Raw genomic sequence first — 25,258 nt, forward strand, 5'->3', positions numbered from 1 at the left:
TTTGATGGGATGATTACGAATTGATAGCGCTATCACAAATCTGAATGTTCAGCATTGGTAGCGCTATCTTTGTGATCGTTCTCGCAGATAACTATTGGCTGCTTGCATAAAGTTTGCCCATCTTTTGCTAAAAGAGGCGGGACAAAATGCTCAAGACTTGGCTCTCTGATGCCACCATCGCGCTGCGGCAAAGCGTAGAGACCTGGCCACAGGCGCTGGACATCTGCGCCCGGCCGCTGCTGAAGGCCGACGTTATCGAACCTGCCTACGTGACGGCCATCGTGGAGCAGCATCAGCGGCTCGGGCCGTACTACGTGCTGGCCCCGGGACTGGCGATGCCGCATGCGCGGCCTGAGGAGGGCGCGAAGGGCCTGGGGCTGTCGCTGTTGAAACTGCAACAAGGGGTATCGTTTGGCTCTGAGGAGTTCGACCCGGTTGATATTATTATTATGCTTGCGGCGCCGGATAAACATAGCCATATCGAAATGATTTCTGCCCTGGCGGAATTATTTTCCAGCGATGAAGATATGAATAAATTACATCAGGCAACCAATATTGAGGAGATAAAAACGATCATCGCGCGCTACTGATTCAATTTTATTATCCGGCTTATAACCCATTACGCGCCTGCGTGATGCGGACGTACTCTACCCAAAAAAGGTGATAACAATGAAAATTATGGCAATTTGCGGCTCTGGCCTGGGCAGTAGTTTTATGGTTGAGATGAATATAAAAAAAGTGCTTAAAAAACTCGATATCGAGGCCGAGGTAGAGCACTCCGATCTGTCGTCGGCAACGCCGGGCGCGGCGGATTTATTCGTGATGGCAAAAGACATTGCCGCCAGCGCCAGCGTGCCGGAAAGCCAGCTGGTGGTGATTACTAACATCATCGATATTAACGAACTCGAAGCGCAGCTGCGCGCGTGGTTCGCCAGACAATAATTATTGATAGCGAGGTGGATATGTTTATCCTTGAAACGCTGAATTTTGTTGTTGATATTCTAAAAGTACCCTCGGTGCTGGTCGGTTTAATTGCGTTAATTGGTCTGGTAGCGCAAAAGAAATCTTTCTCCGATGTCGTCAAGGGAACCATTAAAACAATTCTGGGTTTTATTGTTCTTGGCGGCGGCGCGACGGTATTAGTCGGTTCGCTGAATCCGCTGGGGGGCATGTTTGAACATGCTTTTAATATTCAGGGCATTATTCCTAATAATGAGGCGATTGTTTCTATTGCCCTGGAAAAATACGGTGCTTCAACCGCGCTGATTATGGCGTTCGGGATGGTAGCGAATATTGTGGTCGCCCGGTTTACGCGTCTGAAGTATATCTTCCTGACAGGTCACCACACTTTCTATATGGCCTGTATGATCGGCGTGATTCTTACCGTGGCGGGTTTCGAAGGCGTCGGGCTGGTCTTTACCGGCTCCCTGATCCTCGGGCTGGTGATGGCGTTCTTCCCGGCGCTGGCCCAGCGCTATATGAAGCGTATTACCGGCACGGATGATATCGCTTTCGGCCATTTCGGCACCCTGGGCTATGTGCTGTCGGGTTGGATCGGTAGCGTCTGCGGTAAAGGATCGCGTTCAACTGAAGAGATGAATCTGCCGAAAAACCTGAGCTTCCTGCGCGACAGCTCCATATCCATTTCGCTGACCATGATGATCATTTATCTGATTATGGCGGTGAGCGCGGGGCGCGAGTATGTGGAAAGCACCTTTAGCGGAGGCCAGAACTATCTGGTTTACGCCATCATTATGGCGATTACCTTCGCCGCCGGGGTGTTCATCATCCTGCAAGGGGTACGTCTGATCCTCGCGGAAATCGTGCCGGCCTTTACCGGATTTTCAGAAAAGCTGGTGCCCAACGCCCGTCCGGCGCTGGACTGCCCGGTCGTTTACCCCTACGCGCCCAACGCGGTGCTGATTGGCTTCCTGTTTAGTTTCCTCGGCGGTCTGGTCGGGCTGTTCCTCTGCGGGCAGTTTAAATGGGTGCTGATCCTGCCCGGCGTGGTGCCGCATTTCTTTACCGGCGCGACCGCAGGCGTCTTTGGCAACGCCACCGGCGGGCGGCGCGGGGCGATGATTGGCGCGTTTGCCAACGGCCTGCTGATCACCTTCCTGCCGGTGCTGCTGCTGCCGGTACTGGGGGCGATTGGCTTTGCCAACACCACTTTCTCGGATGCGGATTTCGGCGCCGTGGGTATCGTGCTGGGTAACCTGGCCCGCTACCTGTCGCCGTTTGCGATTACCGGCCTAGTTGTGGCGTTGTTTGTGCTGCTGGTGGCGTACAACGTTTTTGTGAAAAAGAAACCTGTGGGCGGCGGCGCGCAGGAGAACAGCGGAGCGAAATCATGAATGTGCAAGAAGTAACTAACCTGGCGCGGGACATTCGCGTCGCTACCCTGAAATCGCTGACTGACCTCGGTTTCGGCCACTACGGCGGCAGTATGTCGGTCGTGGAGACGCTGGCGGTACTGTACGGCGCGGTGATGAAAATTGATCCCGCGGACCCGGACTGGCCAGAGCGCGACTACTTTGTGTTATCAAAAGGTCATGCCGGCCCCGCGCTGTACAGTACGTTAGCGATTAAGGGGTATTTCCCGATGGAGGAGCTGAGCACGCTAAACCAGAACGGTACGCGGCTGCCAAGCCATCCGGACCGGCTGAAAACGCGTGGGGTGGACGCCACTACGGGCTCGCTGGGGCAGGGGATTTCCATCGCCGGCGGCATGGCGCTGTCGCATAAGCTGGCGGGGCGGGCGAATCGCGTGTTCTGTATCGTTGGCGACGGCGAGCTGAATGAAGGCCAGTGCTGGGAAGCCTTTCAGTTTATTGCCCATCACCGTCTGAATAATCTGACCGTGTTTGTTGACTGGAACAAGCTACAGCTTGACGGCAGGCTGGATGAAATCATTCGCGCTTTCAACCTGGAGGATAAATTCCGCGCCTTTGGTTTTGATGTTGTCACCGTCAAAGGCGATGACATCCCCGGGCTGCTGGCCGCGGTTCAACCCGTACCTCCCGTCGATGCGCGCCCGCGCGTGGTTATTCTCGATAGCGTGAAAGGCCAGGGCGTGCCGTATCTCGAGAATCTCAGTAATAACCACCATTTACGCCTGACGGCGGAGATGAAAGAGACGCTAAACGAGACGATTCGCCAACTGGAGGCTGAACATGATTAAGGTTGCACCCGCAGGGCAAAAAGATGCCGTAGAGATGCGTAAAGTCTATGCCGGATTCGTCGCGCAGCAAATTGAAGCCAGGAGCCCGATTATCGCGCTGGAAGCGGATCTGATGAGCTCCATGGCGATGGATGGCGTCGCGCGGGAGCATCCGCAGCACGTCATCAACTGCGGCATTATGGAAGCCAACGTGATCGGCACCGCCGCCGGGCTATCGTTGACCGGACGCAAGCCGTTTGTTCATACCTTTACCGCTTTCGCCAGCCGCCGCTGCTTCGACCAGCTGTTTATGTCGCTCGATTATCAGCGGAATAACGTCAAGGTGATCGCCTCTGACGCCGGGGTGACCGCCTGCCATAACGGCGGAACCCATATGTCGTTTGAAGATATGGGGATCGTGCGCGGTCTGGCGCATTCGGTGGTGCTGGAAGTGACCGATGCGGTGATGTTTGAGGATATTCTGCGGCAGCTTATCGATCTCGACGGTTTTTACTGGGTACGCACGATCCGCAAACAGGCGCCGAGCGTGTACGCGCCGGGCTCAACGTTTACCATTGGCAAAGGGAATGTGCTGCGCGAAGGCGACGACATCACCCTGATTGCCAACGGGATCATGGTGGCGGAAGCCCTTGAGGCGGCGCGTCAGCTTGAGCAGGAAGGGGTCAGCGCGGCGGTGATTGATATGTTTACCCTGAAGCCCATCGACCGCATGCTGGTGAAAAATTATGCCGAGAAAACCGGGCGTATCGTGACCTGTGAAAACCACAGTATTCATAACGGGCTGGGATCGGCGGTGGCGGAAGTGCTGGTGGAGACCTGCCCGGTTCCGATGCGTCGCGTGGGGGTGAAGGAGCGCTACGGCCAGGTGGGAACGCAGGATTTCTTGCAGAAGGAGTATGGCCTGACGGCGCATGATATTGTCTCGGCGGCGCGAGAGCTGCTGTAAATAAAAAAGGCGACCATCCGGTCGCCTTTTTGCATGCAGCGGGCAGATTATGCTTGCTGCTGGGAAGACTGAATCGCGGTCAGGGCGATGGTATAGACGATATCGTCAACCAGCGCGCCACGGGACAGGTCGTTCACCGGCTTACGCATCCCCTGCAGCATCGGCCCGATGGAGATCAGGTCGGCAGAACGCTGTACGGCTTTGTAAGTGGTGTTACCGGTGTTCAGATCCGGGAAGATGAACACGGTCGCGCGGCCGGCAACCGGGGAGTTCGGCGCTTTGGATTTCGCAACGTCAGCCATGACCGCCGCATCGTACTGCAGCGGGCCGTCGATCATCAGGTCAGGACGTTTTTCCTGCGCCAGACGCGTGGCTTCGCGTACTTTCTCTACATCGCTGCCTGCGCCGGAGGTGCCGGTGGAGTAGGAGAGCATGGCCACGCGCGGTTCGATGCCGAAGGCAATTGCGGAGTCTGCGGACTGGATGGCGATTTCAGCCAGCTGTTCAGCGGTCGGATCCGGGTTGATCGCGCAGTCGCCGTAAACGTAAACCTGTTCCGGCAGCAGCATGAAGAATACGGAGGAGACCAGGGAGCTGCCCGGAGCCGTTTTGATCAGCTGCAGCGGCGGACGGATGGTGTTGGCGGTGGTGTGAACCGCGCCGGATACCAGACCGTCAACTTCGTCCTGCTCCAGCATCAGGGTGCCGAGAACCACGTTGTCTTCCAGCTGCTCGCGGGCAACCGCTTCGGTCATCCCCTTGCTCTTACGCAGCTCGACCAGGCGAGCAACGTAGCTTTCGCGAACCACTTCCGGGTCAACGATTTCAATACCGGCGCCCAGCTCTACGCCCTGAGAGGCGGCCACGCGGGTGATTTCATCCGGGTTACCCAGCAGTACGCAGGTGGCGATACCGCGCTCGGCGCAGATAGCCGCGGCTTTAACGGTACGCGGCTCGTTGCCTTCCGGCAGCACGACGCGCTTGCCTGCTTTACGCGCCAGCTCGGTAAGCTGATAGCGGAAGGCTGGCGGAGAGAGGCGACGGCTGCGCTCGGAAGTCGCGGTCAGCGATTCAATCCAGTCGGCGTTGATATAGTTAGCCACGTATTCCTGAACTTTCTCGATGCGCTCGTGATCGTCAACCGGAACTTCCAGGTTGAAGCTCTGCAGGCTCAGAGAGGTTTGCCAGGTGTTGGTGTTAACCATGAATACCGGCAGGCCGGTTGCAAACGCGCGTTCGCACAGTTTGCTGATGCGGGCGTCCATTTCGTAGCCGCCGGTCAGCAGGATAGCGCCGATTTCCACGCCGTTCATCGCGGCCAGGCAGGCGGCAACCAGAACGTCAGGACGGTCTGCGGAAGTGACCAGCAGGGAGCCTGCGCGGAAGTGTTCCAGCATGTGCGGAATGCTACGCGCACAGAAGGTGACGGACTTCACGCGACGGGTATTGATGTCGCCTTCGTTGATGATGGTGGCGTTCAGGTGATGTGCCATATCAATCGCGCGGGTGGCGATCAGATCGAAGCTCCACGGCACCGCGCCCAGAACCGGTAATGGGCTACCGCTCTGCAGCTGAGCCGGATCGATCTTCACGACTTTTGCTTTGGAAGAGTCGTCGAAGATTTCCGACAGGTCAGGGCGAGTACGGCCCTGTTCGTCAACCGGCGCATTCAGCTTGTTGACGATCACGCCGGTGACGCTGGTGTTTTTCGCGCCGCCGAAGCTGCTGCGAGTCAGCTCAATGCGCTCTTTCAGCTGTTCTGGAGTATCGGTACCCTGGGACATCACAAAAACGATTTCAGCGTTCAGCGTTTTCGCGATTTCGTAGTTCAGAGACTGGGCAAACTGATGTTTGCGGGTCGGGACCAGACCTTCAACCAGCACCACTTCCGCATCTTGCGCGTTGGCGTGGTAGTTGGCGATGATCTCTTCCATCAGCACGTCTTTCTGATTGCTGGAGAGCAGCGACTCAACGTGGCTCATCTTCAGCGGTTCTGCGGCCGGAAGGTCGGAGTTCGCGCGAATAATAGTGGTAGTCTGGTCTGGCGCATCGCCACCGGCACGCGGTTGAGCGATAGGTTTAAAGACGCTCAGACGAACGCCTTTACGTTCCATAGCACGGATAACACCGAGGCTGACGCTGGTCAGGCCTACGCTGGTTCCGGTAGGGATCAGCATGATTGTACGGGACACGATATATCCTCTTTCGTTACCGCCAGTATCAGGCGGGATACAAAACTGCACCACCAGCTTCCCGTCATACTTCAAGTTGCATGTGCGTTGGCTTTACTCGCTCACCCCAGTTACGTACTACTCGTACGCTCCTGGGGATTCTCTGCGTCGCCGCCTTCCTGCAACTCGAATTATTTAGGGTTATGGCTGGCGGTGTGGAATCAGGCGGTCAGACGGTTGGCGTCTTGCGCGATGACCAGCTCTTCGTTGGTCGGAATGACGATAGCCGGGCGAGTGCCTTCTTTGTTGATGAAGCCAGACTTGCCGAAACGGGCAGCCAGGTTGCGCTCGTGATCAACTTCAAAGCCCAGTACGCCCAGTTTGCCCAGAGACAGTTCGCGAACCATCGCGGCGTTCTCACCGATACCACCGGTGAATACGACAGCGTCCAGACGACCGTCCATCAGCGCGGTGTAGGAGCCGATATATTTCGCCAGGCGGTGGCAGTAAACGTCCATGGCACGTTTAGCGTCAGCTTTTTCCTGGTAGTTGTCTTCAACGTAGCGGCAGTCGCTGGTCACTTCGGTCAAACCGAGCAGACCGGACTCTTTGGTCAGCATTTTGTTGATGGCGTCTACGCTCATGCCCAGGGCATCGTGCAGATGGAAAATGATTGCCGGGTCGATATCGCCAGAACGCGTACCCATAACCAGACCTTCCAGCGGAGTCAGACCCATGGAAGTGTCAACGCATTTACCGTTGCGGATAGCGGAAACGGAACCACCGTTGCCCAGATGGCAGGTGATGATGTTCAGCTCTTCAACCGGTTTGTTCAGAACTTTCGCGGCTTCCTGAGTCACATAGAAGTGGCTGGTGCCGTGCGCGCCGTAGCGACGTACGCCGTGTTCTTTGTACAGGCTGTACGGCAGGGCATAGAGGTAAGATTCTTCCGGCATGGTCTGATGGAACGCGGTGTCGAACACGGCAACGTTCTTGTCTTTCAGATTAGGGAAAGATTTCAGCGCCTCAGCGATACCGATCAGGTGCGCCGGGTTGTGCAGCGGAGCGAAAGAGGCGGAGTCTTTGATTCCCTGAATCACGGAGTCATCGATAACGACGGAGCTGGTGTATTTTTCACCACCGTGAACGATGCGGTGGCCGATTGCGGTCAGCTGAGCAGACAGTTCTGGTTTTTGTGCCAGAATAGTGTTAACGATAAAGTTCAGCGCTTCACTGTGAGCAGCGCCAGCGCCTAATTCGGCTTCTTGCTTGCTGCCGTCCATTTTCCATTTGATACGGGCTTCAGGAAGATGGAAACATTCTGCTAAACCAGACAGGTATTCGTCGCCGTTGACGGCATCAAGGATAGCGAATTTCAGAGAGGAGCTACCGCAGTTCAGAACCAGTACTAACTTACTCGACATGGAAGTACCTTTTATGATACGTGGCTAAAAAAACGTCAGTGTGTCACAAAGCGTAGCGCAGGATGACATCGACATTTATGATTAACATCATGCCTTGTACTGTTTTCGGGCACGATGAGAGAAGTACATTTGATTTTATGTCATTTTGCATAATTTTCAGCCGGTGGCAGAATATGCGATAATTTGACTAACCTGGTAAAAGGGTCTAACCGCCCCTCAGGTGCGCACAGAATACCTGATTGAGGCCGCCATTGCCAAAATCTTTTGAACGTTGTCATGCACAGTTGGTGTTTTACACAAATTTTTTAAGTTTTATATGTAAAGTTGAGGTAAGCCATGTCCGGTCCCGAGAATCGCCCTGTGAGTTTTTTTGGCTTGTTTCGCCACGGGCAGCACTATGCAAAGACCTGGCCCCTGGATAAGCGCCTTGCCCCGGTGTTTATTGAAAACCGTATTATTCGCGCCACGCGCTATGCGATTCGCATCATGCCGCCGGTGGCGATTTTCACGCTGTGCTGGCAAATCGCCCTCGGCGGCCAGCTGGGCCCTGCCGTGGCTACCGCGCTGTTCGCGCTGAGTCTGCCGATGCAAGGCTTATGGTGGCTGGGTAAGCGTTCGGTAACGCCGCTGCCGCCGTCGATACTGAACTGGTTTTATGAAGTACGGGGTAAACTGCAGGAGGCGGGACAAGCGCTGACGCCGGTTGACGGCAAGCCGGATTATCAGGCTTTAGCTGACACGCTTAAGCGCGCCTTCAAACAACTGGATAAAACTTTCCTTGATGATTTGTAATTGCATCGGGAAAACGCATATAAAAGAAGGCGCATGAATTATGCGCCTTCTTTTTTCACGTCGTAAAAGTGCCACAGGAGTCAAAAATGGAAATGACCAATGCGCAGCGTCTGATTCTGTCGAATCAATACAAAATGATGACGATGCTCGATCCGGACAACGCTGAACGTTACCGCCGCCTGCAGACCATCATTGAGCGTGGATACGGGCTGCAGATGCGCGAGCTGGACCGCGAGTTTGGCCAGCTTACTGAGGAAACGTGTCGTACCATCATTGATATCATGGAGATGTATCACGCGCTGCATGTCTCCTGGACGAACCTGAAGGATGCCAGCGGAATTGACGAGCGTCGGGTCACCTTCCTCGGCTTCGACGTGGCGACCGAAGCCCGCTATCTCGGCTATGTTCGCTTTATGGTTAACGTTGAAGGGCGCTACAGCCACTTTGACGCCGGCACTCACGGTTTTAACTCCCAGACCCCGATGTGGGAAAAATACCAGCGCATGCTGAGCACCTGGCACTCCTGCCCGCGTCAGTACCATTTAAGCAGTAACGAAATTAACCAAATTATCAACGCCTGATGGAGGTTCCCGTGCAGTGTAAAGGTTTCCTGTTTGATCTTGACGGGACATTGGTCGATTCGCTGCCGGTTGTGGAGCGTTCGTGGTGCAAATGGGCGGATCGGTTCAGTATCCCTCATGATGAAGTGCTGAACTTCATTCATGGCAAACAGGCGATAACCTCGTTGCGTCATTTTCTCCCCGGCCGCAGCGAAGAGGAGATTCAGGCAGAGTTCAGCCTGCTGGAAACGGTAGAAGCAACGGATACGGATGGCGTAACGGCGCTGCCGGGCGCGGTGGCGTTGCTCAGGACGCTCGATCGCGCGGGGATTCCGTGGGCGATCGTGACGTCGGGGTCGATACCCGTCGCCCACGCTCGTCATCGTGCCGCGGGGCTGCCTGAGGCGAAGGTTTTTGTTACCGCCGAGCGCGTAAAGCACGGGAAACCCGCACCGGACGCCTACCTGCTGGGGGCTGAACTGTTGGGGCTGGCGCCGGGGGATTGCGCCGTCGTGGAGGATGCGCCTGCCGGTCTGCTCGCCGGGCTGAATGCCGGCTGTCGCACCATCGCGGTCAATGTGCCCGCCGATGCGCCGCGTCTTGATGAAGCGGATTTAGTATTAACGACGCTGGAGAGCCTGCAGGTTGAACGCCTGCCTGACGGCAACGTGAATATTATCCTTAAAGATTAATCTCATGATTTAGCCCCGCGCCGGCGGGGCTTTTTTATGCCAGACTTCCAACTCCATCTTCTGACAAGGATAAGTTGTGAACGGTGAATTGATTTGGGTGTTATCTCTTCTTGCCGTAGCCGTCGTGCTCTTTGCCACCGGAAAAGTGCGCATGGACGCTATCGCATTGCTGGTGATTGTCGCTTTCGTCCTCAGCGACACTTTAACGCTCAGCGAGGCCTTCTCCGGCTTTAGCGATCCTAACGTTATTCTTATTGCCGCGCTTTTTATTATTGGCGATGGGCTGGTGCGCACCGGGGTCGCCACCAAAATGGGCTCCTGGCTGGTGAAGGTTGCCGGCAACAGCGAAACCAAAATGCTGGTCTATTTGATGTTAACCGTTGCCGGATTAGGGGCGTTTATGAGCTCGACCGGCGTGGTGGCCATTTTTATCCCCGTGGTGCTCAGCGTGTCGATGCGCATGAACACCTCCCCTTCGCGGTTGATGATGCCGCTCAGTTTTGCCGGACTTATCAGCGGGATGATGACCCTGGTGGCCACACCGCCCAACCTGGTCGTTAACAGCGAACTTTTACGCGAAGGGCTGCAAGGATTCAGCTTTTTTAGCGTTACGCCGATAGGTCTGGTGGTGCTGGTTCTGGGCGTTTTCTATATGCTGGTGATGCGCTTTATGCTCAAAGGGGAAGAGGGCGAGCAAGCGCGAGATGGCCGAAAAAGAAGCACCTTCCGCGATCTCATTAAAGATTATCATCTCACGGGGCGCGCGCGCCGCCTGGCCATACGCCCCGGCTCGCCGATGATTGGCCAGCGCCTGGACGACCTGAAGCTACGCGAGCGCTACGGGGCGAACGTTATCGGCGTTGAGCGCTGGCGGCGCTTTCGGCGGGTTATCGTTAACGTTAACGGCGTATCGGAATTCCGCGCCCGCGACGTCTTGCTGATCGATATGTCGGCCTCGGACGTGGATTTGCGCCAGTTCTGCGGCGAGCAGATGCTCGAACCGATGGTGCTGCGCGGCGAATATTTTTCCGATCAGGCGCTGGACGTGGGGATGGCGGAAGTCTCTCTGATCCCGGATTCAGAACTGATTGGCAAGTCGGTGCGCGAAATCGCCTTTCGTACCCGTTTCGATTTGAACATCGTGGGGCTGAAACGCGATGGCAAAGCCCTTGACGGCGCGGTGACCGATGAAGCCTTGCAGCTTGGCGATATCATGCTGGTGGTGGGCAACTGGCGGCAGATAGCGCTGCTGGCTAAGCGGGGCCGTGACTTTGTGGTGCTGAATATGCCCATCGAGGTCAACGACGCCTCGCCGGCGCATAGCCAGGCGCCGCACGCGATTTTCTGTCTGGTGCTGATGGTCGCGCTGATGCTGACTGACGAAATTCCTAACCCTATAGCGGCCATCATTGCCTGCCTGCTGATGGGGAAATTCCGCTGTATTAACGCCGAGAGCGCCTATAAAGCTATCCACTGGCCGAGCATTATCTTGATTGTCGGAATGATGCCTTTTGCTCTGGCGCTGCAGAAAACCGGCGGCGTGGATCTGGTGGTTCAGGGACTCATGGATGTGGCGGGGAGTAAAGGACCATACCTGATGCTTGGCTGTCTGTTTGTGATGTGCGCGGCTATCGGCCTGTTTATTTCCAATACCGCCACCGCGGTGCTGATGGCGCCCATTGCGCTGGCCGCGGCAAAGTCGATGGGCGTTTCGCCTTATCCCTTTGCGATGGTGGTCGCCATGGCGGCCTCGGCGGCGTTTATGACCCCGGTATCGTCGCCGGTGAACACCCTGGTGCTGGGGCCGGGGAAATATTCATTCAGCGATTTTGTCAAAATCGGCGTGCCGTTCACCCTCCTGGTGATGGTGGTGTGCGTCCTGCTGATCCCGGTGCTGTTTCCGTTCTGATTCAGCGGCATCCTTCCCCGGTCAGGCTGACGCTGGCCGGGGAAGTGTGGGGTTATAAAGGCGAATCCTGGCTGATTTCATCGAGGGAAAGATGGAAGCTCGGGACGAACACCTGCATAAAGTAGTCCATCTCTGTGCTGCGGCGCGATTCCAGCGTTTTCTCAAGGCGGCCTTTGGCCAGCAGAAATTCATTGTTCCCCGCCGATAGCTCTTCCAGACACTTCAGGTAGGCGCAAAGCGCATCCGCCTGCTTGACAAGGGATTTTTCCTCTTCGCTGTAGTGATGTTCATCGATCAGCGGTTCAAAAATGTCGCGCAGTTCATCAGGAACCATATCGACCAGCTTCTGCTGGGCGATTTTTTCGATGGCTTTGTACTCTTGCGCGATCTGCGAATTGAAATATTTTACCGGCGTCGGCAGGTCGCCGGTCAGGACTTCCGAGGCATCGTGATACATCGCCAGCAGCGCGATGCGTTCGGCGTTAACCCGGCCGCCGAATTTACGATTTTTGATCGCCGCCAGCGCATGGGCCACCATCGCGACCTGTAAGCTGTGTTCGGAGACGTTTTCGGTGCGCACATTACGCATCAGCGGCCAGCGGTTGATCAGTTTCAGGCGGGAGAGGTGGGCAAAGAAATGACTCTGACTCATAGGAACCCTTAATCAGTTACGACGTCGGGTGCCATTGTGCGCAGGGATTGCCGCCGGATGCAAATCCCGGCGGCTGGACAGATAAAATCAGAGCTGGTGGTAGCCGGAAAGGAAACGCCCGAAACGGGTAATTGCCATTTCAAGATCGTCTTCGCGCGGAAGGGTCACAATACGCACGTGGTCCGGCCACGGCCAGTTAAAGGCGGTACCCTGAACCAGCAGGACTTTCTCCTGCAGCAGAAAATCGAGCACCATCTTCTGGTCATCGTGAATATTAAAGCGTTTAGCGTCGATTTTCGGGAACATATACAGCGCGCCTTTCGGCTTAGTGCACGAGACGCCCGGAATGTCGTTAATCAGCTCCCAGGCGCGATTACGCTGTTCATACAAGCGTCCGCCGGGAACAATAAATTCGCTGATGCTCTGATAGCCGCCGAGAGCTGTTTGGATCGCATGCTGGGCCGGGACGTTGGCGCACAGGCGCATAGAGGCCAGCATCTCCAGGCCTTCGATATAGCCTTTTGCGTGTTTCTTCGGCCCGTTCAGCACCATCCAGCCCTGGCGGAAGCCGGCAACGCGGTAGGTTTTTGACAGGCCGTTAAAGGTAACGGTGAGCAGATCCGGGGCCAGCGGCGCAATTGAGTGGTGCTGCGCTTCATCGTAGAGGATCTTATCGTAGATCTCATCGGCGAAAATAATCAGGTTATGCTGGCGGGCGATCTCGACGATCTCCATCAGCAGCTCTTTTGAGTACACCGCGCCGGTTGGGTTATTCGGGTTGATAATCACGATGCCGCGGGTACGCGGGGTGATTTTCGCGCGGATATCGTCGAGGTCCGGGAACCAGTCGGAAGACTCATCGCAAAGATAGTGCACCGCTTTACCGCTGGAAAGCGCGACCGCGGCGGTCCACAGCGGATAATCCGGCGCCGGGACCAGCATTTCATCGCCGCTGTTCAGCAGCGCCTGCATGGCCTGGACGATAAGCTCCGAAACGCCGTTACCGATATAGATATCTTCGACCGTCACATCACGCATACCGCGGGCCTGGTAATGCTGCATGATGGCCTTACGGGCGGAATAGAGGCCCTTTGAATCACTGTAGCCCTGCGAGGTAGGGAGGTTGCGGATAACGTCAACGAGGATCTCGTCAGGCGCGTCAAAGCCAAACGGCGCTGGGTTGCCGATGTTCAGCTTCAGGACTTTATTGCCTTCTTCTTCAAGGCGTTTCGCCTCTTTCAGAACCGGGCCGCGGATGTCGTAACAGACGTTATCTAACTTGCTGGATTTTTCGATGGGGGACATGAACCTTGACCTTTTAGCTGTTATCGCCACTCCCTGCCGTGGAAGTCAGCACGGAATAATGTACTCCGCCTCCCCGCTGTTTTGAAGGGTTAACAGGAGAAGATTTTGCTATTCATCGCTTTTTGGTTTAATCAATTTGTCTGGTGAGCTGCGCTTTTGTTTATACATTACACCTTTAATACTTTTATTGATGGTCTTATATTGTGCCTGGTGGTGTTTTGGCGAACGTTTATCTGGTTTGTTGATTTAAAGAGGACCGGCGCTTGTTTTTTGCGCGTAAAACGAATCATCGTCTGGTGAACGTTTAATTCACAATACGCTGAAGGTTGTAACAACTTTGCTAGATATTTTTAATGAAAGTATTTAATAGCTAAATGAGTTTTATTTTATGCAAGGAATATTCTTAGATCTGTTAATTTAATTAAAGTGCTGACCAGCATTTAAAGTGGCCTGAGATAATACTGATTAACGCTTATAAATATTGTGGTTTTAGGTTAGAATATCGCCGTTAATACCGACATATGGCTATGCCAGGTAGCTTATTTCTTTATTAATACATTGTTATTGCAGGTTTTTGTTCTGCCTGATCCCGATGGCAAGGTTTGTCGCCGGTGAGGATGCAGACAATGGTCATTGACGGCTATTTTTTTGCGTCACATCACAAAAACAAATGCGTCGTAATTAAAAGCGCTTAGGCGTACGAGCAAAATATTACTCTGAAATTCCGCGCATTTGCTGCGGATGAGTGCTTTCTAATGCAATAACGTTCGTCCAGTTGTTCATCCGTCCGTCTCTGGCGGGTAACGCGAAGCTTAAGGATTAGCCGGAAGCCTGGAGCACAGCATCAACAAGGCAGGTAAGCATTAGCCGCCTGAATGTGAAGCAAATATGATAAATGAAAATCGTTCGATACTAAATTTAGACCTCGATCTCTTGAGAACCTTTGTTGCCGTCGCCGATCTCAGTACCTTTGCCGCTGCCGCCGTCGCGGTGCGCCGGACCCAGTCAGCGGTGAGCCAGCAGATGCAGCGGCTGGAGCAGCTGGTTGGCAAAGAGCTGTTTGCTCGCCACGGGCGCAATAAGCTTCTGACCGAGCAGGGCATTCAGCTGCTGGGCTATGCGCGGAAAATTCTGCGCTTTAATGATGAAGCCTGTATGTCGCTCATGTTTGGCAGCCTGCAGGGAACGCTGACCGTGGGAGCCTCTGATGAGACGGCGGATACCATTTTACCGTGCCTGTTAAACCGGATTGGTAGTTTTTATCCCAGGCTGACGCTGGAAATCAAAGTCCTCAAACACCTTGATATCGTCGATATGCTGAAGAGCGGGGCAATCGATCTTGCGCTGACGACCCGACAAACCAAGGGTTCTGACATGCTGACGCTGCGCACGTCGCCAACGCTGTGGTACTGCGCAGCGGATTATGTCCTCCCTCAGGGCGAGTCTGTCCCGCTTGTTTTGCTGGATGCCCCGGATCCGTTTCGGGAAGAGATCGTTGAGGTACTCAACGCCGCCGGCGTTGCGTGGCATCTTTCCCATGCGGCAAGCTCAATGGCGGGGGTGAAGGCGGCGGTGAAAGCCGGGCTTGGCGTGACCGCGCAGCCAGTAGAGATGATGAGCCCCGAATTTCGCGTACCGGGCCGGAGTGACGGTTTACCCGTGCTGCCGGATACCCGCTACATGCTGAACTGCAATCCGCAAAAGGCAAGCGAGCTGACGCAGGCCATTTTTCAGTCGCTGAGCGCAGAGTACCAGCCGTGGTCAACGCAACGCGTTTATACTCCCGAAGGGGGAGATAATTCCCTTATTTCCTGAGCGGGAAAAGCTAACAAACATCACAAAAACTGGTAACAAAATGTAAGTGTAAAAACTAACCCCAGACGTGTGAAATTGCCGCTGCGGTTCGTTTTTTTCAAATTTTATTGATTAATAGAAACTTTTGTTGATTTCTTTTGAGCTAAATCAGTAAGTTAGATCTGCTCCTCCTCTCATTTCTCGACTTTTCTCTGCACTTTCAATACTTCCTGCTAATGTTAAAAAACCATCTGGTTTGTTGCTGTTTTCTTGGTTGAATTAACAAAAGCGTGTCGCAGATCAAGAAAATACCCCTCCTTAGGGGGAGGAATCGTGTCTGAATCCTGTCAAAATAGGCGGGTAATTTTGATTTACGGCGGAAACGGACACGATTCAACAACACTAAAGCCGAACAGTATGCAAGGTTATTCCGCATGAAAGGGCATTTAATGTTAATGAAAAAAATCCAATGTAAATTAATGTTGTGAAAACTTTTGTTAAAGTTGACAAAAGGTTAATGAAAGGAGTAAAAAGCCACCGCAACTGGCCTTCCACATCACCCAGGGACGCTTTTTTGCACGGCTATTTTTTTATTCCTCCCCGTGAAACGCTGTGGCGTTCATCTGCCAGTAAGAGCAGAGGGTTTTAGCGCTACACTTTTTTGGTTAAGCAATGCGTATGTCAACATCCACTGAAGTCATCGCTCATCATTGGGCATTCGCTATATTTCTCATCATCGCTATCGGCCTGTGCTGCCTGATGCTCGTCGGCGGCTGGTACCTTGGCGGACGCGCGCGCGCGCGAAGCAAGAACACGCCGTTTGAATCCGGGATCGACTCCGTCGGTTCGGCTCGCTTACGTCTTTCTGCGAAGTTTTATCTGGTTGCCATGTTCTTCGTTATCTTCGACGTGGAAGCCCTGTATCTCTACGCATGGTCGACTTCTATCCGTGAAAGCGGCTGGGTCGGCTTTGTGGAAGCCGCAATTTTCATTTTAGTGCTACTGGCTGGTCTGGTTTACCTCGTTCGTATCGGCGCACTGGACTGGACGCCTGCGCGCTCCCGTCGCACGCTGGTTAACCCGGAAACAGACAGTCCCACTAACCGTCATACGCAGTAAAAGCGAGGCAATAAGATGGATTATACGCTCACCCGCATCGATCCTAACGGTGAGAACGACCGTTACCCCCTGCAAAAACAGGAGATCGTAACCGACCCCCTGGAGCAAGAAGTCAATAAAAGCGTGTATATGGGGAAACTCGAACACGCCTTGCATGACATGGTGAACTGGGGCCGTAAGAACTCAATCTGGCCTTACAACTTCGGCCTTTCTTGCTGCTACGTGGAAATGGTGACGTCATTCACCGCGGTGCATGACGTTGCGCGCTTTGGTGCAGAAGTATTACGTGCCTCCCCGCGTCAGGCTGACCTGATGGTGGTTGCCGGCACCTGCTTTACCAAAATGGCGCCGGTCATTCAGCGTCTTTATGACCAGATGCTGGAGCCGAAGTGGGTTATCTCGATGGGCGCATGCGCCAACTCCGGCGGAATGTACGATATTTACTCTGTCGTCCAGGGCGTGGATAAGTTTATTCCGGTCGATGTTTACATCCCGGGCTGCCCGCCGCGTCCGGAAGCTTATATGCAGGCGCTGATGCTGCTGCAGGAATCCATTGGTAAAGAACGCCGTCCGCTCTCGTGGGTGGTTGGCGATCAGGGCGTGTACCGCGCCAATATGCAGTCGGAACGCGAGCGTAAACGCGGCGAACGTATTGCAGTGACCAATCTGCGGACTCCGGACGAGATTTAACTTGCGCCTGCGGGCGGGATAAAAACTTCGCAAATCAATCTACTACAGCGCGAAGCCTCGCCGGCAGTCACCACGGACCTTTTGCAATGGTGAACAATATGACCGATTTAACCGCGCATGACGCCGCACCAGCCTGGCAAACCCGCGATCACCTTGATGACCCGGTGATCGGCGAACTGCGCAACCGTTTTGGGCCGGATGCCTTTACCGTTCAGCCAACCCGCACCGGCGTTCCGGTGGTTTGGGTGAAGCGTGAACAGCTGCTTGAGGTGGGTGATTTCCTGAGGAAATTGCCGAAGCCTTACGTGATGCTGTTTGACCTGCACGGCATGGATGAACGTCTGCGCACGCACCGCGACGGTTTACCCGCCGCGGATTTTTCCGTTTTCTATCATCTGATTTCAATAGACCGCAACCGCGACATCATGCTCAAGGTTGCCTTGTCTGAAAACGATCTGCATCTGCCGACCTTCACCAAACTGTTCCCTAACGCCAACTGGTATGAGCGTGAAACCTGGGAGATGTTTGGCGTGACCTTCGATGGTCACCCGAATCTGCGCCGCATCATGATGCCGCCGACCTGGGAAGGTCACCCGCTGCGTAAAGACTACCCGGCGCGCGCCACCGAATTTGACCCGTTTGAGCTGACCAAAGCCAAACAGGATCTGGAAATGGAAGCGCTGACCTTCAAACCGGAAGAGTGGGGCATGAAGCGCGGGACCGAAAACGAGGACTTCATGTTCCTTAACCTCGGCCCGAACCACCCCTCCGCTCACGGTGCGTTCCGTATTATTCTGCAGCTTGATGGCGAAGAGATCATCGACTGCGTGCCAGATATCGGCTACCACCACCGCGGCGCCGAGAAAATGGGCGAGCGCCAGTCCTGGCACAGCTACATTCCGTATACCGACCGTATTGAATATCTCGGCGGCTGCGTTAACGAAATGCCTTACGTGCTGGCGGTTGAGAAACTGGCGGGAATAACCGTGCCGGATCGCGTCAACGTGATCCGCGTGATGCTCTCCGAGCTGTTCCGTATCAACAGCCATCTGCTGTACATCTCCACCTTTATTCAGGACGTCGGGGCGATGACGCCGGTGTTCTTTGCCTTTACCGACCGTCAAAAGATCTACGATCTGGTGGAAGCGATCACCGGTTTCCGTATGCACCCGGCCTGGTTCCGCATCGGCGGCGTCGCGCACGACCTGCCCCGCGGCTGGGATCGCCTGCTGCGCGAATTCCTCGAGTGGATGCCGAAGCGTCTGGATTCCTATGAGAAAGCCGCGCTGCGCAACACCATCCTGATCGGTCGTTCGAAAGGGGTTGCCGCCTACAACGCCAAAGAAGCGCTGGAGTGGGGCACCACCGGCGCGGGCCTGCGCGCGACCGGCATCGGCTTCGACGTACGTAAATGGCGTCCCTATTCTGGCTATGAAAACTTCGACTTTGAGATCCCGACCGGCGGTGGCGTCTCCGACTGCTACACCCGCGTGATGCTGAAAGTGGAAGAGCTGCGCCAGAGCCTGCGCATTCTTCAGCAGTGCCTCGATAACATGCCGGAAGGCCCGTTCAAGGCGGATCATCCGCTGACGACGCCGCCGCCAAAAGAGCGCACGCTGCAGCATATCGAAACCCTGATTACGCACTTCCTGCAGGTTTCCTGGGGCCCGGTCATGCCGGCGCAAGAATCCTTCCAGATGATTGAAGCGACCAAGGGTATTAACAGTTACTACCTGACCAGCGACGGCAGCACCATGAGCTACCGCACCCGCGTGCGCACGCCAAGCTTCGCGCACCTGCAGCAGATCCCGGCCGCTATTCGCGGCAGTCTGGTCTCCGACCTGATTGTCTATCTGGGTAGTATCGATTTTGTTATGTCAGACGTGGACCGCTAATTATGCACGAGAATCAACAACCACAAACCGAGGCTTTTGAGCTGAGTGCGGCAGAGCGTGAGGCGATTGAGCACGAGAAGCACCACTACGAAGACCCGCGTGCGGCGTCCATTGAAGCGCTGAAGATCGTTCAGAAGCAGCGCGGCTGGGTGCCGGACGGCGCAATCTACGCTATCGCCGATGTGCTGGGGATCCCGGCCAGCGACGTAGAAGGCGTTGCGACCTTCTACAGCCAGATTTTCCGCCAGCCGGTGGGCCGTCACGTGATTCGCTACTGCGACAGCGTGGTGTGCCACATCACCGGGTTCCAGGGCATTCAGTCGGCGATTGAGAAGAAGCTGGATATCAAACCGGGTCAAACCACCTTTGATGGCCGCTTCACCCTGCTGCCGACCTGCTGCCTGGGCAACTGCGACAAGGGGCCGACCATGATGATTGATGAGGACACTCACAGTTATCTGACGCCGGAAGCGATTCCTGACCTCCTGGAGCGGTATAAATGAAAACCATTATTCGTACTGCCGAAACCCATCCGTTAACCTGGCGTCTGCGCGACGACAAACAGCCGGTATGGCTGGATGAATACCAGAGTAAAAACGGCTACGCCGGGGCGCGTAAAGCGCTCTCCGGCATGGCGCCGGATGAAATCGTCACTGCGGTAAAAGACGCTGGCCTGAAAGGGCGCGGCGGCGCGGGCTTTTCCACCGGTCTGAAGTGGAGCCTGATGCCGAAAGACGAGTCCATGAACATCCGTTACCTGCTGTGTAACGCCGATGAAATGGAGCCGGGCACCTATAAAGACCGCCTGCTGATGGAACAGCTGCCGCACCTGCTGGTGGAAGGCATGCTGATCTCCGCGTTCGCGCTGAAAGCCTGGCGCGGCTATATCTTCCTGCGCGGCGAATATATCGAAGCGGCGCAGCATCTGCGCCGGGCCATTGCCGAAGCGACCGAAGCGGGCCTGTTGGGTAAAAATATCCTTGGCACCGGTTTTGACTTCGAACTGTTTGTGCACACCGGGGCAGGGCGCTATATCTGCGGCGAAGAAACCGCACTGATTAACTCCCTCGAAGGCCGCCGCGCCAACCCACGTTCGAAGCCGCCGTTCCCGGCCAGCTCGGGCGTCTGGGGCAAACCGACCTGCGTAAACAACGTTGAAACCCTGTGCAACGTCCCGGCGATTCTGGCCAACGGCGTCGAGTGGTATCAGAACATTTCGACCAGTAAAGACGCCGGCACCAAGCTGATGGGTTTCTCCGGCCGCGTGAAGAATCCGGGCGTCTGGGAGCTGCCGTTCGGCACCACCGCGCGCGAGATCCTCGAAGAGTACGCGGGCGGCATGCGCGATGGCCTGAAGTTCAAAGCCTGGCAGCCGGGTGGCGCGGGCACCGACTTCTTGACCGAAGCGCATCTCGACCTGCCGATGGAATTCGAAAGCATTGGTAAAGCGGGCAGCCGTCTGGGCACCGCGCTGGCGATGGCGGTTGACCATGAGATTGGCATGGTGCCGCTGGTACGCAACCTGGAAGAGTTCTTTGCCCGTGAGTCCTGCGGCTGGTGTACGCCTTGCCGTGACGGTCTGCCGTGGAGCGTGAAAATTCTGCGCGCTCTCGAGCGCGGCGAAGGCCAGCCGGGTGATATCGAGACGCTTGAGCAACTGTGTCGATTCCTCGGTCCGGGTAAAACCTTCTGCGCGCACGCGCCGGGTGCGGTTGAGCCGCTACAGAGCGCGATTAAATATTTCCGCGAAGAATTCGAAGCTGGCATTAAACAGCAGTTCAGCAATACCCATGCAATCAACGGGATTCAGCCGAACCTGCTTAAGACGCGCTGGTAATCTAAAGGTTTTTTTATTTTGGAAGCACGCTAATGGCTACGATTCATGTAGACGGCAAAGAGTACGAGGTCAACGGAGCGGACAACCTGTTAGAAGCTTGTCTCTCTCTGGGTCTTGATATTCCTTACTTTTGCTGGCATCCGGCGCTGGGAAGCGTTGGTGCTTGCCGCCAGTGTGCGGTGAAGCAATATCAGAACGCGGAAGACACGCGTGGCCGCCTGGTGATGTCCTGTATGACACCGGCATCCGACGGCACTTTTATTTCCATCGACGACGCAGAAGCGAAGCAGTTCCGCGAAAGCGTAGTTGAGTGGCTGATGACCAACCACCCGCACGACTGTCCGGTGTGCGAAGAGGGCGGCAACTGCCACTTACAGGATATGACCGTAATGACCGGTCATAGCTTCCGTCGCTACCGCTTTACCAAGCGTACCCACCGCAACCAGGATCTGGGGCCGTTCATCTCTCACGAAATGAACCGCTGCATCGCCTGCTACCGCTGCGTTCGCTACTACAAAGACTATGCCGACGGTACCGACCTGGGCGTCTACGGCGCTCACGACAATGTCTACTTTGGCCGTCCGGAAGACGGTACGCTGGAAAGCGAGTTCTCCGGTAACCTGGTGGAAGTCTGTCCGACCGGCGTCTTTACCGATAAAACGCACTCCGAGCGCTATAACCGTAAGTGGGACATGCAGTTTGCGCCAAGCATCTGCCAGCAGTGTTCCATCGGCTGTAACATCAGCCCCGGCGAGCGCTACGGCGAACTGCGTCGTATCGAAAACCGTTATAACGGTACCGTTAACCGCTACTTCCTCTGCGACCGCGGTCGTTTCGGCTATGGCTATGTCAATCTGAAAGATCGTCCGCGTCAGCCGGTTCAGCGCCGCGGCGACGATCTGATCACCCTCAACGCCGAACAGGCGATGCAGGGGGCGGCAGATATCCTGCGCCAGTCGAAGAAGGTGATTGGTATCGGCTCCCCGCGCGCCAGCATTGAAAGCAACTTTGCGCTGCGCGAGCTGGTCGGCGCCGAAAACTTCTATACCGGCATCGCGAAGGGCGAACAAGCGCGCCTGCAGATGATGCTGAAAGTGCTGCGCGAAGGCGGTATTCATACCCCGGCGCTGCGCGAGATCGAATCCTACGATGCGGTGCTGATCCTCGGTGAGGACATCACCCAGACCGGCGCGCGTATCGCGCTGGCGGTGCGTCAGGCGGTGAAAGGCAAAGCGCGTGAAATGGCGGCGGCGCAGAAAGTCGCCGACTGGCAGATCGCCGCGATCCTTAACATCGGCCAGCGCGCGAAGCATCCGCTGTTCGTGACCAATATCGACGACACGCGTCTTGATGATATCGCCGCATGGACCTACCGCGCGCCGGTGGAAGATCAGGCGCGTCTAGGCTTCGCCATCGCCCACGCGCTGGACGATAGCGCGCCGGCGGTCGAAGGGCTGAGCAGCGAGCTGAAAGGCAAAATCGACGTGATCGTTCAGGCGTTAGCCGGAGCGAAAAAACCGCTGATTGTTTCCGGAACCAACGCCGGCAGCATCGAGGTGATTCAGGCCGCCGCGAACGTGGCGAAAGCCCTGAAAGGCCGCGGCGCTGACGTTGGCGTGACCATGGTCGCCCGGGCAGTGAACAGCGTAGGACTCGGGATGATCGGCGGCGGCTCGCTTGAAGAGGCGCTGAGCGAACTGGAGACCGGTAACGCCGATGCGGTTATCGTGCTGGAAAACGACCTGCACCGCCACGCTTCAGCCGCCCGCGTTGACGCGGCGCTGGCGAAAGCGCCGCTGGTCATGGTGGTTGACCATCAGCGTACCGCGATTATGGAAAAAGCGCATCTGGTGCTCTCCGCGGCAAGCTTCGCGGAAAGCGACGGTACCGTGGTCAACAACGAAGGTCGCGCCCAGCGCTTCTTCCAGGTTTACGACCCGGCCTACTACGACGCGAAAACCGTGATGCTGGAAAGCTGGCGCTGGCTGCACTCATTGCACAGCACCGTTAACAATCGCCAGGTTGACTGGACGCAGCTGGACCACGTGATTGACGCCGCCATTGCCGCGCTACCGCAGCTGGCCGGTATCAAAGACGCCGCGCCGGATGCGACCTTCCGCATTCGCGGTCAGAAGCTGGCCCGTGAACCGCACCGCTATAGCGGTCGTACGGCGATGCGCGCCAACATCAGCGTGCATGAACCCCGTCAGCCGCAGGATAAAGACACCATGTTTGCCTTCTCCATGGAAGGGAACAACCAGCCGTCCGCGCCGCGCTCGCAAATTCCCTTTGCATGGGCTCCGGGCTGGAACTCCCCGCAGGCGTGGAACAAGTTCCAGGATGAAGTGGGCGGTAAACTGCGCCACGGCGATCCGGGCGTGCGTCTGATTGAAGCCTCCGCCAGCGGTCTTGAGTACTTTACCGCGGTACCGGCAAGCTTCCAGGCTGAAGAAGGGAAATGGCGTATCGCGCCTTACTACCATCTGTTCGGCAGCGACGAGCTGTCGCAGCGTGCTCCGGTATTCCAGAGCCGCATGCCGCAGCCGTACGTTAAGCTGAACCCGGCAGATGCCGCGAAGCTTGGCGTGAACGAAGGGGCGATGGTTTCCTTCAGCGTTGATGGCCAGGCGCTTAGCCTGCCGCTGGTAATCTCGGCGGGGCTGACGGCAGGGCAGGTTGGCTTACCGATGGGCATGCCAGGGATTGCGCCGGTGCTGACCGGAGCGCGTATTGATACTCTGCAGGAGGCGAAAGCATGAGTTGGTTAACTCCCGATCTCATCGACATTCTGTTAGGCATCCTTAAAGCGGTGGTGATTCTGCTGGTGGTGGTGACCTGCGGCGCGTTTATGAGCTTTGGCGAACGTCGTCTGCTGGGCCTGTTCCAGAACCGTTACGGGCCTAACCGCGTGGGCTGGGGCGGTTCGCTGCAGCTCGTCGCCGACATGATCAAAATGTTCTTTAAAGAGGACTGGGTTCCGCGCTTCTCGGATCGCGTGATCTTTACTCTGGCGCCGGTGATTGCCTTTACTTCGCTGCTGCTGGCCTTCGCCATTGTGCCGGTCAGCCCGACGTGGGTGGTGGCCGATCTGAACATCGGGATCCTGTTCTTCCTGATGATGGCAGGTCTGGCGGTCTATGCGGTGCTGTTCGCCGGCTGGTCGAGCAACAACAAATACTCGCTGCTTGGCGCGATGCGTGCTTCTGCCCAGACCCTGAGCTACGAAGTGTTCCTCGGGCTTTCCCTGATGGGCGTGGTGGCGCAGGCCGGTTCATTCAACATGACCGATATCGTCAACAACCAGGCGCATCTGTGGAACGTCATCCCTCAGTTCTTCGGCTTCGTGACCTTTGCGATTGCGGGCGTAGCGGTATGTCACCGTCACCCGTTTGACCAACCGGAAGCGGAACAGGAGCTGGCTGACGGTTATCACATCGAATACTCCGGCATGAAGTTCGGTCTGTTCTTCGTCGGTGAATATATCGGGATTGTTACCGTATCGGCGCTGATTGTGACGCTGTTCTTCGGCGGCTGGAATGGCCCATGGTTACCTCCTTTCATCTGGTTCGCGCTGAAAACCGCGTTCTTTATGATGATGTTCATTTTGATCCGCGCATCATTACCGCGTCCGCGCTATGACCAGGTAATGTCCTTTGGCTGGAAGGTATGCCTGCCGTTAACGCTGATCAACTTGTTGGTAACGGCGGCTGTCATTCTCTGGCAGGCGCAATAAGGGGTGAATTGACCATGACCTTAAAAGAATTATTGGTAGGGTTTGGCACCCAGGTCCGCAGTATCTGCATGATCGGGATGCACGCCTTTGCCAAACGTGAAACTCGGATGTACCCGGAAGAGCCGGTATATCTGCCGCCGCGCTACCGTGGCCGCATCGTGCTGACGCGCGATCCGGACGGCGAAGAGCGCTGCGTTGCCTGTAACCTGTGTGCGGTAGCCTGTCCGGTAGGCTGTATCTCTCTGCAAAAAGCGGAGACCAAAGACGGCCGCTGGTACCCGGAGTTTTTCCGCATCAACTTCTCGCGCTGCATTTTCTGCGGCCTGTGCGAAGAAGCGTGCCCGACCACGGCGATTCAGTTGACCCCGGACTTTGAGCTGGGCGAATACAAACGTCAGGATCTGGTGTACGAAAAAGAGGATCTGCTGATTTCCGGTCCGGGTAAATACCCGGAATATAACTTCTACCGGATGGCGGGTATGGCAATCGACGGCAAAGATAAGGGCGAAGCAGAGAACGAAGCTAAGCCTATCGACGTCAAGAGCCTGTTACCGTAAG

The 25,258-nt window shown here is 55.8% G+C and carries 22 protein-coding genes; 18 read left to right on the forward strand and 4 right to left on the reverse strand.

The features are described 5' to 3' along the window. The first annotated feature begins 146 nt into the window (after nucleotides 1-146). The 5 genes from CDA56_RS18795 to CDA56_RS18815 all read left to right on the forward strand — a co-directional run bounded on the left by CDA56_RS18795 (nucleotide 147) and on the right by CDA56_RS18815 (nucleotide 4,127). Entirely contained in the window at nucleotides 147-590 is a 444-nt protein-coding gene (locus CDA56_RS18795; RefSeq protein ID WP_032750745.1) for a PTS sugar transporter subunit IIA, read from the forward strand. Between the two features lie 79 nt (nucleotides 591-669). Then, complete coding sequence (locus CDA56_RS18800; RefSeq protein ID WP_004870916.1) at nucleotides 670-942, forward strand: PTS sugar transporter subunit IIB; 273 nt, start codon at nucleotides 670-672, stop codon at nucleotides 940-942. A 20-nt stretch (nucleotides 943-962) separates the two neighbouring features. Beyond that, nucleotides 963-2,354 (forward strand): PTS ascorbate transporter subunit IIC, encoded by a 1,392-nt coding sequence (locus CDA56_RS18805; protein WP_004852862.1) that lies wholly within the window; start codon nucleotides 963-965, stop codon nucleotides 2,352-2,354. Then, nucleotides 2,351-3,181, forward strand: a complete 831-nt coding sequence (locus tag CDA56_RS18810) for a transketolase (protein WP_032694829.1) — start codon at nucleotides 2,351-2,353, stop codon at nucleotides 3,179-3,181. The genes CDA56_RS18805 and CDA56_RS18810 overlap by 4 nt, the downstream gene beginning before the upstream one ends. Continuing rightward, a complete protein-coding gene (locus tag CDA56_RS18815; RefSeq protein ID WP_046877181.1) occupies nucleotides 3,174-4,127 on the forward strand; it encodes a transketolase family protein in 954 nt (317 codons plus the stop codon). The genes CDA56_RS18810 and CDA56_RS18815 overlap by 8 nt, the downstream gene beginning before the upstream one ends. A gap of 47 nt (nucleotides 4,128-4,174) precedes the next feature. Here CDA56_RS18815 and pta read toward each other — a convergent pair whose 3' ends face one another. Further along, nucleotides 4,175-6,319, reverse strand: coding sequence for a phosphate acetyltransferase (gene pta, locus CDA56_RS18820; RefSeq protein WP_014230257.1), 2,145 nt, complete (start codon nucleotides 6,317-6,319; stop codon nucleotides 4,175-4,177). A gap of 200 nt (nucleotides 6,320-6,519) precedes the next feature. Continuing rightward, a complete protein-coding gene (ackA, locus tag CDA56_RS18825; protein WP_004123156.1) occupies nucleotides 6,520-7,722 on the reverse strand; it encodes an acetate kinase in 1,203 nt (400 codons plus the stop codon). Nucleotides 7,723-8,058: 336 nt separating this feature from the next. Here ackA and yfbV point away from each other — a divergent pair, with 336 nt between their 5' ends. From yfbV to CDA56_RS18845, 4 genes are all read left to right on the forward strand, one after another. Beyond that, nucleotides 8,059-8,514, forward strand: coding sequence for a terminus macrodomain insulation protein YfbV (yfbV, locus tag CDA56_RS18830; protein WP_004104090.1), 456 nt, complete (start codon nucleotides 8,059-8,061; stop codon nucleotides 8,512-8,514). Between the two features lie 86 nt (nucleotides 8,515-8,600). Then, entirely contained in the window at nucleotides 8,601-9,095 is a 495-nt protein-coding gene (locus CDA56_RS18835; protein ID WP_004123152.1) for a YfbU family protein, read from the forward strand. Nucleotides 9,096-9,106: 11 nt separating this feature from the next. Continuing rightward, nucleotides 9,107-9,766 (forward strand): sugar phosphatase, encoded by a 660-nt coding sequence (locus CDA56_RS18840; RefSeq protein ID WP_064357956.1) that lies wholly within the window; start codon nucleotides 9,107-9,109, stop codon nucleotides 9,764-9,766. Nucleotides 9,767-9,842: 76 nt separating this feature from the next. Then, nucleotides 9,843-11,675, forward strand: a complete 1,833-nt coding sequence (locus tag CDA56_RS18845) for an SLC13 family permease (RefSeq protein ID WP_014230256.1) — start codon at nucleotides 9,843-9,845, stop codon at nucleotides 11,673-11,675. Between the two features lie 52 nt (nucleotides 11,676-11,727). Here CDA56_RS18845 and yfbR read toward each other — a convergent pair whose 3' ends face one another. Both yfbR and alaA read right to left on the reverse strand, forming a co-directional pair. Beyond that, on the reverse strand, nucleotides 11,728-12,327 hold the full coding sequence (gene yfbR / locus CDA56_RS18850; RefSeq protein ID WP_102802944.1) for a 5'-deoxynucleotidase: 600 nt from the start codon (nucleotides 12,325-12,327) through the stop codon (nucleotides 11,728-11,730). An 87-nt stretch (nucleotides 12,328-12,414) separates the two neighbouring features. After that, nucleotides 12,415-13,632 (reverse strand): alanine transaminase AlaA, encoded by a 1,218-nt coding sequence (gene alaA / locus CDA56_RS18855; protein WP_004852849.1) that lies wholly within the window; start codon nucleotides 13,630-13,632, stop codon nucleotides 12,415-12,417. A gap of 888 nt (nucleotides 13,633-14,520) precedes the next feature. Here alaA and CDA56_RS18860 point away from each other — a divergent pair. The 9 genes from CDA56_RS18860 (at nucleotide 14,521) to nuoI (ending at nucleotide 25,257) form a co-directional block, all read left to right on the forward strand. Next, on the forward strand, nucleotides 14,521-15,447 hold the full coding sequence (locus CDA56_RS18860; protein WP_014839121.1) for a LysR family transcriptional regulator: 927 nt from the start codon (nucleotides 14,521-14,523) through the stop codon (nucleotides 15,445-15,447). Between the two features lie 651 nt (nucleotides 15,448-16,098). Further along, complete coding sequence (nuoA, locus tag CDA56_RS18875) at nucleotides 16,099-16,545, forward strand: NADH-quinone oxidoreductase subunit NuoA (RefSeq protein WP_004123140.1); 447 nt, start codon at nucleotides 16,099-16,101, stop codon at nucleotides 16,543-16,545. Nucleotides 16,546-16,560: 15 nt separating this feature from the next. After that, complete coding sequence (nuoB, locus tag CDA56_RS18880) at nucleotides 16,561-17,235, forward strand: NADH-quinone oxidoreductase subunit NuoB (RefSeq protein WP_002913178.1); 675 nt, start codon at nucleotides 16,561-16,563, stop codon at nucleotides 17,233-17,235. 86 nt (nucleotides 17,236-17,321) lie between these two features. Further along, nucleotides 17,322-19,130, forward strand: coding sequence for an NADH-quinone oxidoreductase subunit C/D (gene nuoC / locus CDA56_RS18885; RefSeq protein WP_025106676.1), 1,809 nt, complete (start codon nucleotides 17,322-17,324; stop codon nucleotides 19,128-19,130). Nucleotides 19,131-19,132: 2 nt separating this feature from the next. Continuing rightward, nucleotides 19,133-19,633, forward strand: coding sequence for an NADH-quinone oxidoreductase subunit NuoE (gene nuoE / locus CDA56_RS18890; protein ID WP_004104075.1), 501 nt, complete (start codon nucleotides 19,133-19,135; stop codon nucleotides 19,631-19,633). Continuing rightward, on the forward strand, nucleotides 19,630-20,967 hold the full coding sequence (nuoF, locus tag CDA56_RS18895; RefSeq protein ID WP_004852841.1) for an NADH-quinone oxidoreductase subunit NuoF: 1,338 nt from the start codon (nucleotides 19,630-19,632) through the stop codon (nucleotides 20,965-20,967). The genes nuoE and nuoF overlap by 4 nt, the downstream gene beginning before the upstream one ends. Nucleotides 20,968-20,999: 32 nt before the next feature. Next, nucleotides 21,000-23,726 (forward strand): NADH-quinone oxidoreductase subunit NuoG, encoded by a 2,727-nt coding sequence (nuoG, locus tag CDA56_RS18900; protein ID WP_025106677.1) that lies wholly within the window; start codon nucleotides 21,000-21,002, stop codon nucleotides 23,724-23,726. Further along, the gene (nuoH, locus tag CDA56_RS18905; RefSeq protein ID WP_004104068.1) at nucleotides 23,723-24,700 is read left to right on the forward strand and encodes an NADH-quinone oxidoreductase subunit NuoH; all 978 of its coding nucleotides are present in this window, start codon (nucleotides 23,723-23,725) and stop codon (nucleotides 24,698-24,700) included. Before nuoG ends, nuoH begins: the two co-directional genes overlap by 4 nt. 14 nt (nucleotides 24,701-24,714) lie before the next feature. Continuing rightward, the gene (nuoI, locus tag CDA56_RS18910) at nucleotides 24,715-25,257 is read left to right on the forward strand and encodes an NADH-quinone oxidoreductase subunit NuoI (RefSeq protein WP_004104066.1); all 543 of its coding nucleotides are present in this window, start codon (nucleotides 24,715-24,717) and stop codon (nucleotides 25,255-25,257) included. Nucleotide 25,258: the final 1 nt, after the last annotated feature.

The sequence above is a fragment of the Klebsiella michiganensis genome (genome assembly GCF_002925905.1).
Lineage (GTDB): Bacteria > Pseudomonadota > Gammaproteobacteria > Enterobacterales > Enterobacteriaceae > Klebsiella > Klebsiella michiganensis.

What these genes read in the sequence shown, in the direction of transcription:
- CDA56_RS18795 (WP_032750745.1), top strand. Translation starts at nt 147, where the DNA reads ATGCTCAAGACTTGGCTCTCTGATGCCACCATCGCGCTGCGGCAAAGC.
- CDA56_RS18800 (WP_004870916.1), top strand. Translation starts at nt 670, where the DNA reads ATGAAAATTATGGCAATTTGCGGCTCTGGCCTGGGCAGTAGTTTTATG.
- CDA56_RS18805 (WP_004852862.1), top strand. Translation starts at nt 963, where the DNA reads ATGTTTATCCTTGAAACGCTGAATTTTGTTGTTGATATTCTAAAAGTA.
- CDA56_RS18810 (WP_032694829.1), top strand. Translation starts at nt 2,351, where the DNA reads ATGAATGTGCAAGAAGTAACTAACCTGGCGCGGGACATTCGCGTCGCT.
- CDA56_RS18815 (WP_046877181.1), top strand. Translation starts at nt 3,174, where the DNA reads ATGATTAAGGTTGCACCCGCAGGGCAAAAAGATGCCGTAGAGATGCGT.
- ackA (WP_004123156.1), bottom strand. Translation starts at nt 7,722, where the DNA reads ATGTCGAGTAAGTTAGTACTGGTTCTGAACTGCGGTAGCTCCTCTCTG.
- yfbV (WP_004104090.1), top strand. Translation starts at nt 8,059, where the DNA reads ATGTCCGGTCCCGAGAATCGCCCTGTGAGTTTTTTTGGCTTGTTTCGC.
- CDA56_RS18835 (WP_004123152.1), top strand. Translation starts at nt 8,601, where the DNA reads ATGGAAATGACCAATGCGCAGCGTCTGATTCTGTCGAATCAATACAAA.
- yfbR (WP_102802944.1), bottom strand. Translation starts at nt 12,327, where the DNA reads ATGAGTCAGAGTCATTTCTTTGCCCACCTCTCCCGCCTGAAACTGATC.
- alaA (WP_004852849.1), bottom strand. Translation starts at nt 13,632, where the DNA reads ATGTCCCCCATCGAAAAATCCAGCAAGTTAGATAACGTCTGTTACGAC.
- CDA56_RS18860 (WP_014839121.1), top strand. Translation starts at nt 14,521, where the DNA reads ATGATAAATGAAAATCGTTCGATACTAAATTTAGACCTCGATCTCTTG.
- nuoA (WP_004123140.1), top strand. Translation starts at nt 16,099, where the DNA reads ATGCGTATGTCAACATCCACTGAAGTCATCGCTCATCATTGGGCATTC.
- nuoB (WP_002913178.1), top strand. Translation starts at nt 16,561, where the DNA reads ATGGATTATACGCTCACCCGCATCGATCCTAACGGTGAGAACGACCGT.
- nuoC (WP_025106676.1), top strand. Translation starts at nt 17,322, where the DNA reads ATGGTGAACAATATGACCGATTTAACCGCGCATGACGCCGCACCAGCC.
- nuoE (WP_004104075.1), top strand. Translation starts at nt 19,133, where the DNA reads ATGCACGAGAATCAACAACCACAAACCGAGGCTTTTGAGCTGAGTGCG.
- nuoF (WP_004852841.1), top strand. Translation starts at nt 19,630, where the DNA reads ATGAAAACCATTATTCGTACTGCCGAAACCCATCCGTTAACCTGGCGT.
- nuoG (WP_025106677.1), top strand. Translation starts at nt 21,000, where the DNA reads ATGGCTACGATTCATGTAGACGGCAAAGAGTACGAGGTCAACGGAGCG.
- nuoH (WP_004104068.1), top strand. Translation starts at nt 23,723, where the DNA reads ATGAGTTGGTTAACTCCCGATCTCATCGACATTCTGTTAGGCATCCTT.
- nuoI (WP_004104066.1), top strand. Translation starts at nt 24,715, where the DNA reads ATGACCTTAAAAGAATTATTGGTAGGGTTTGGCACCCAGGTCCGCAGT.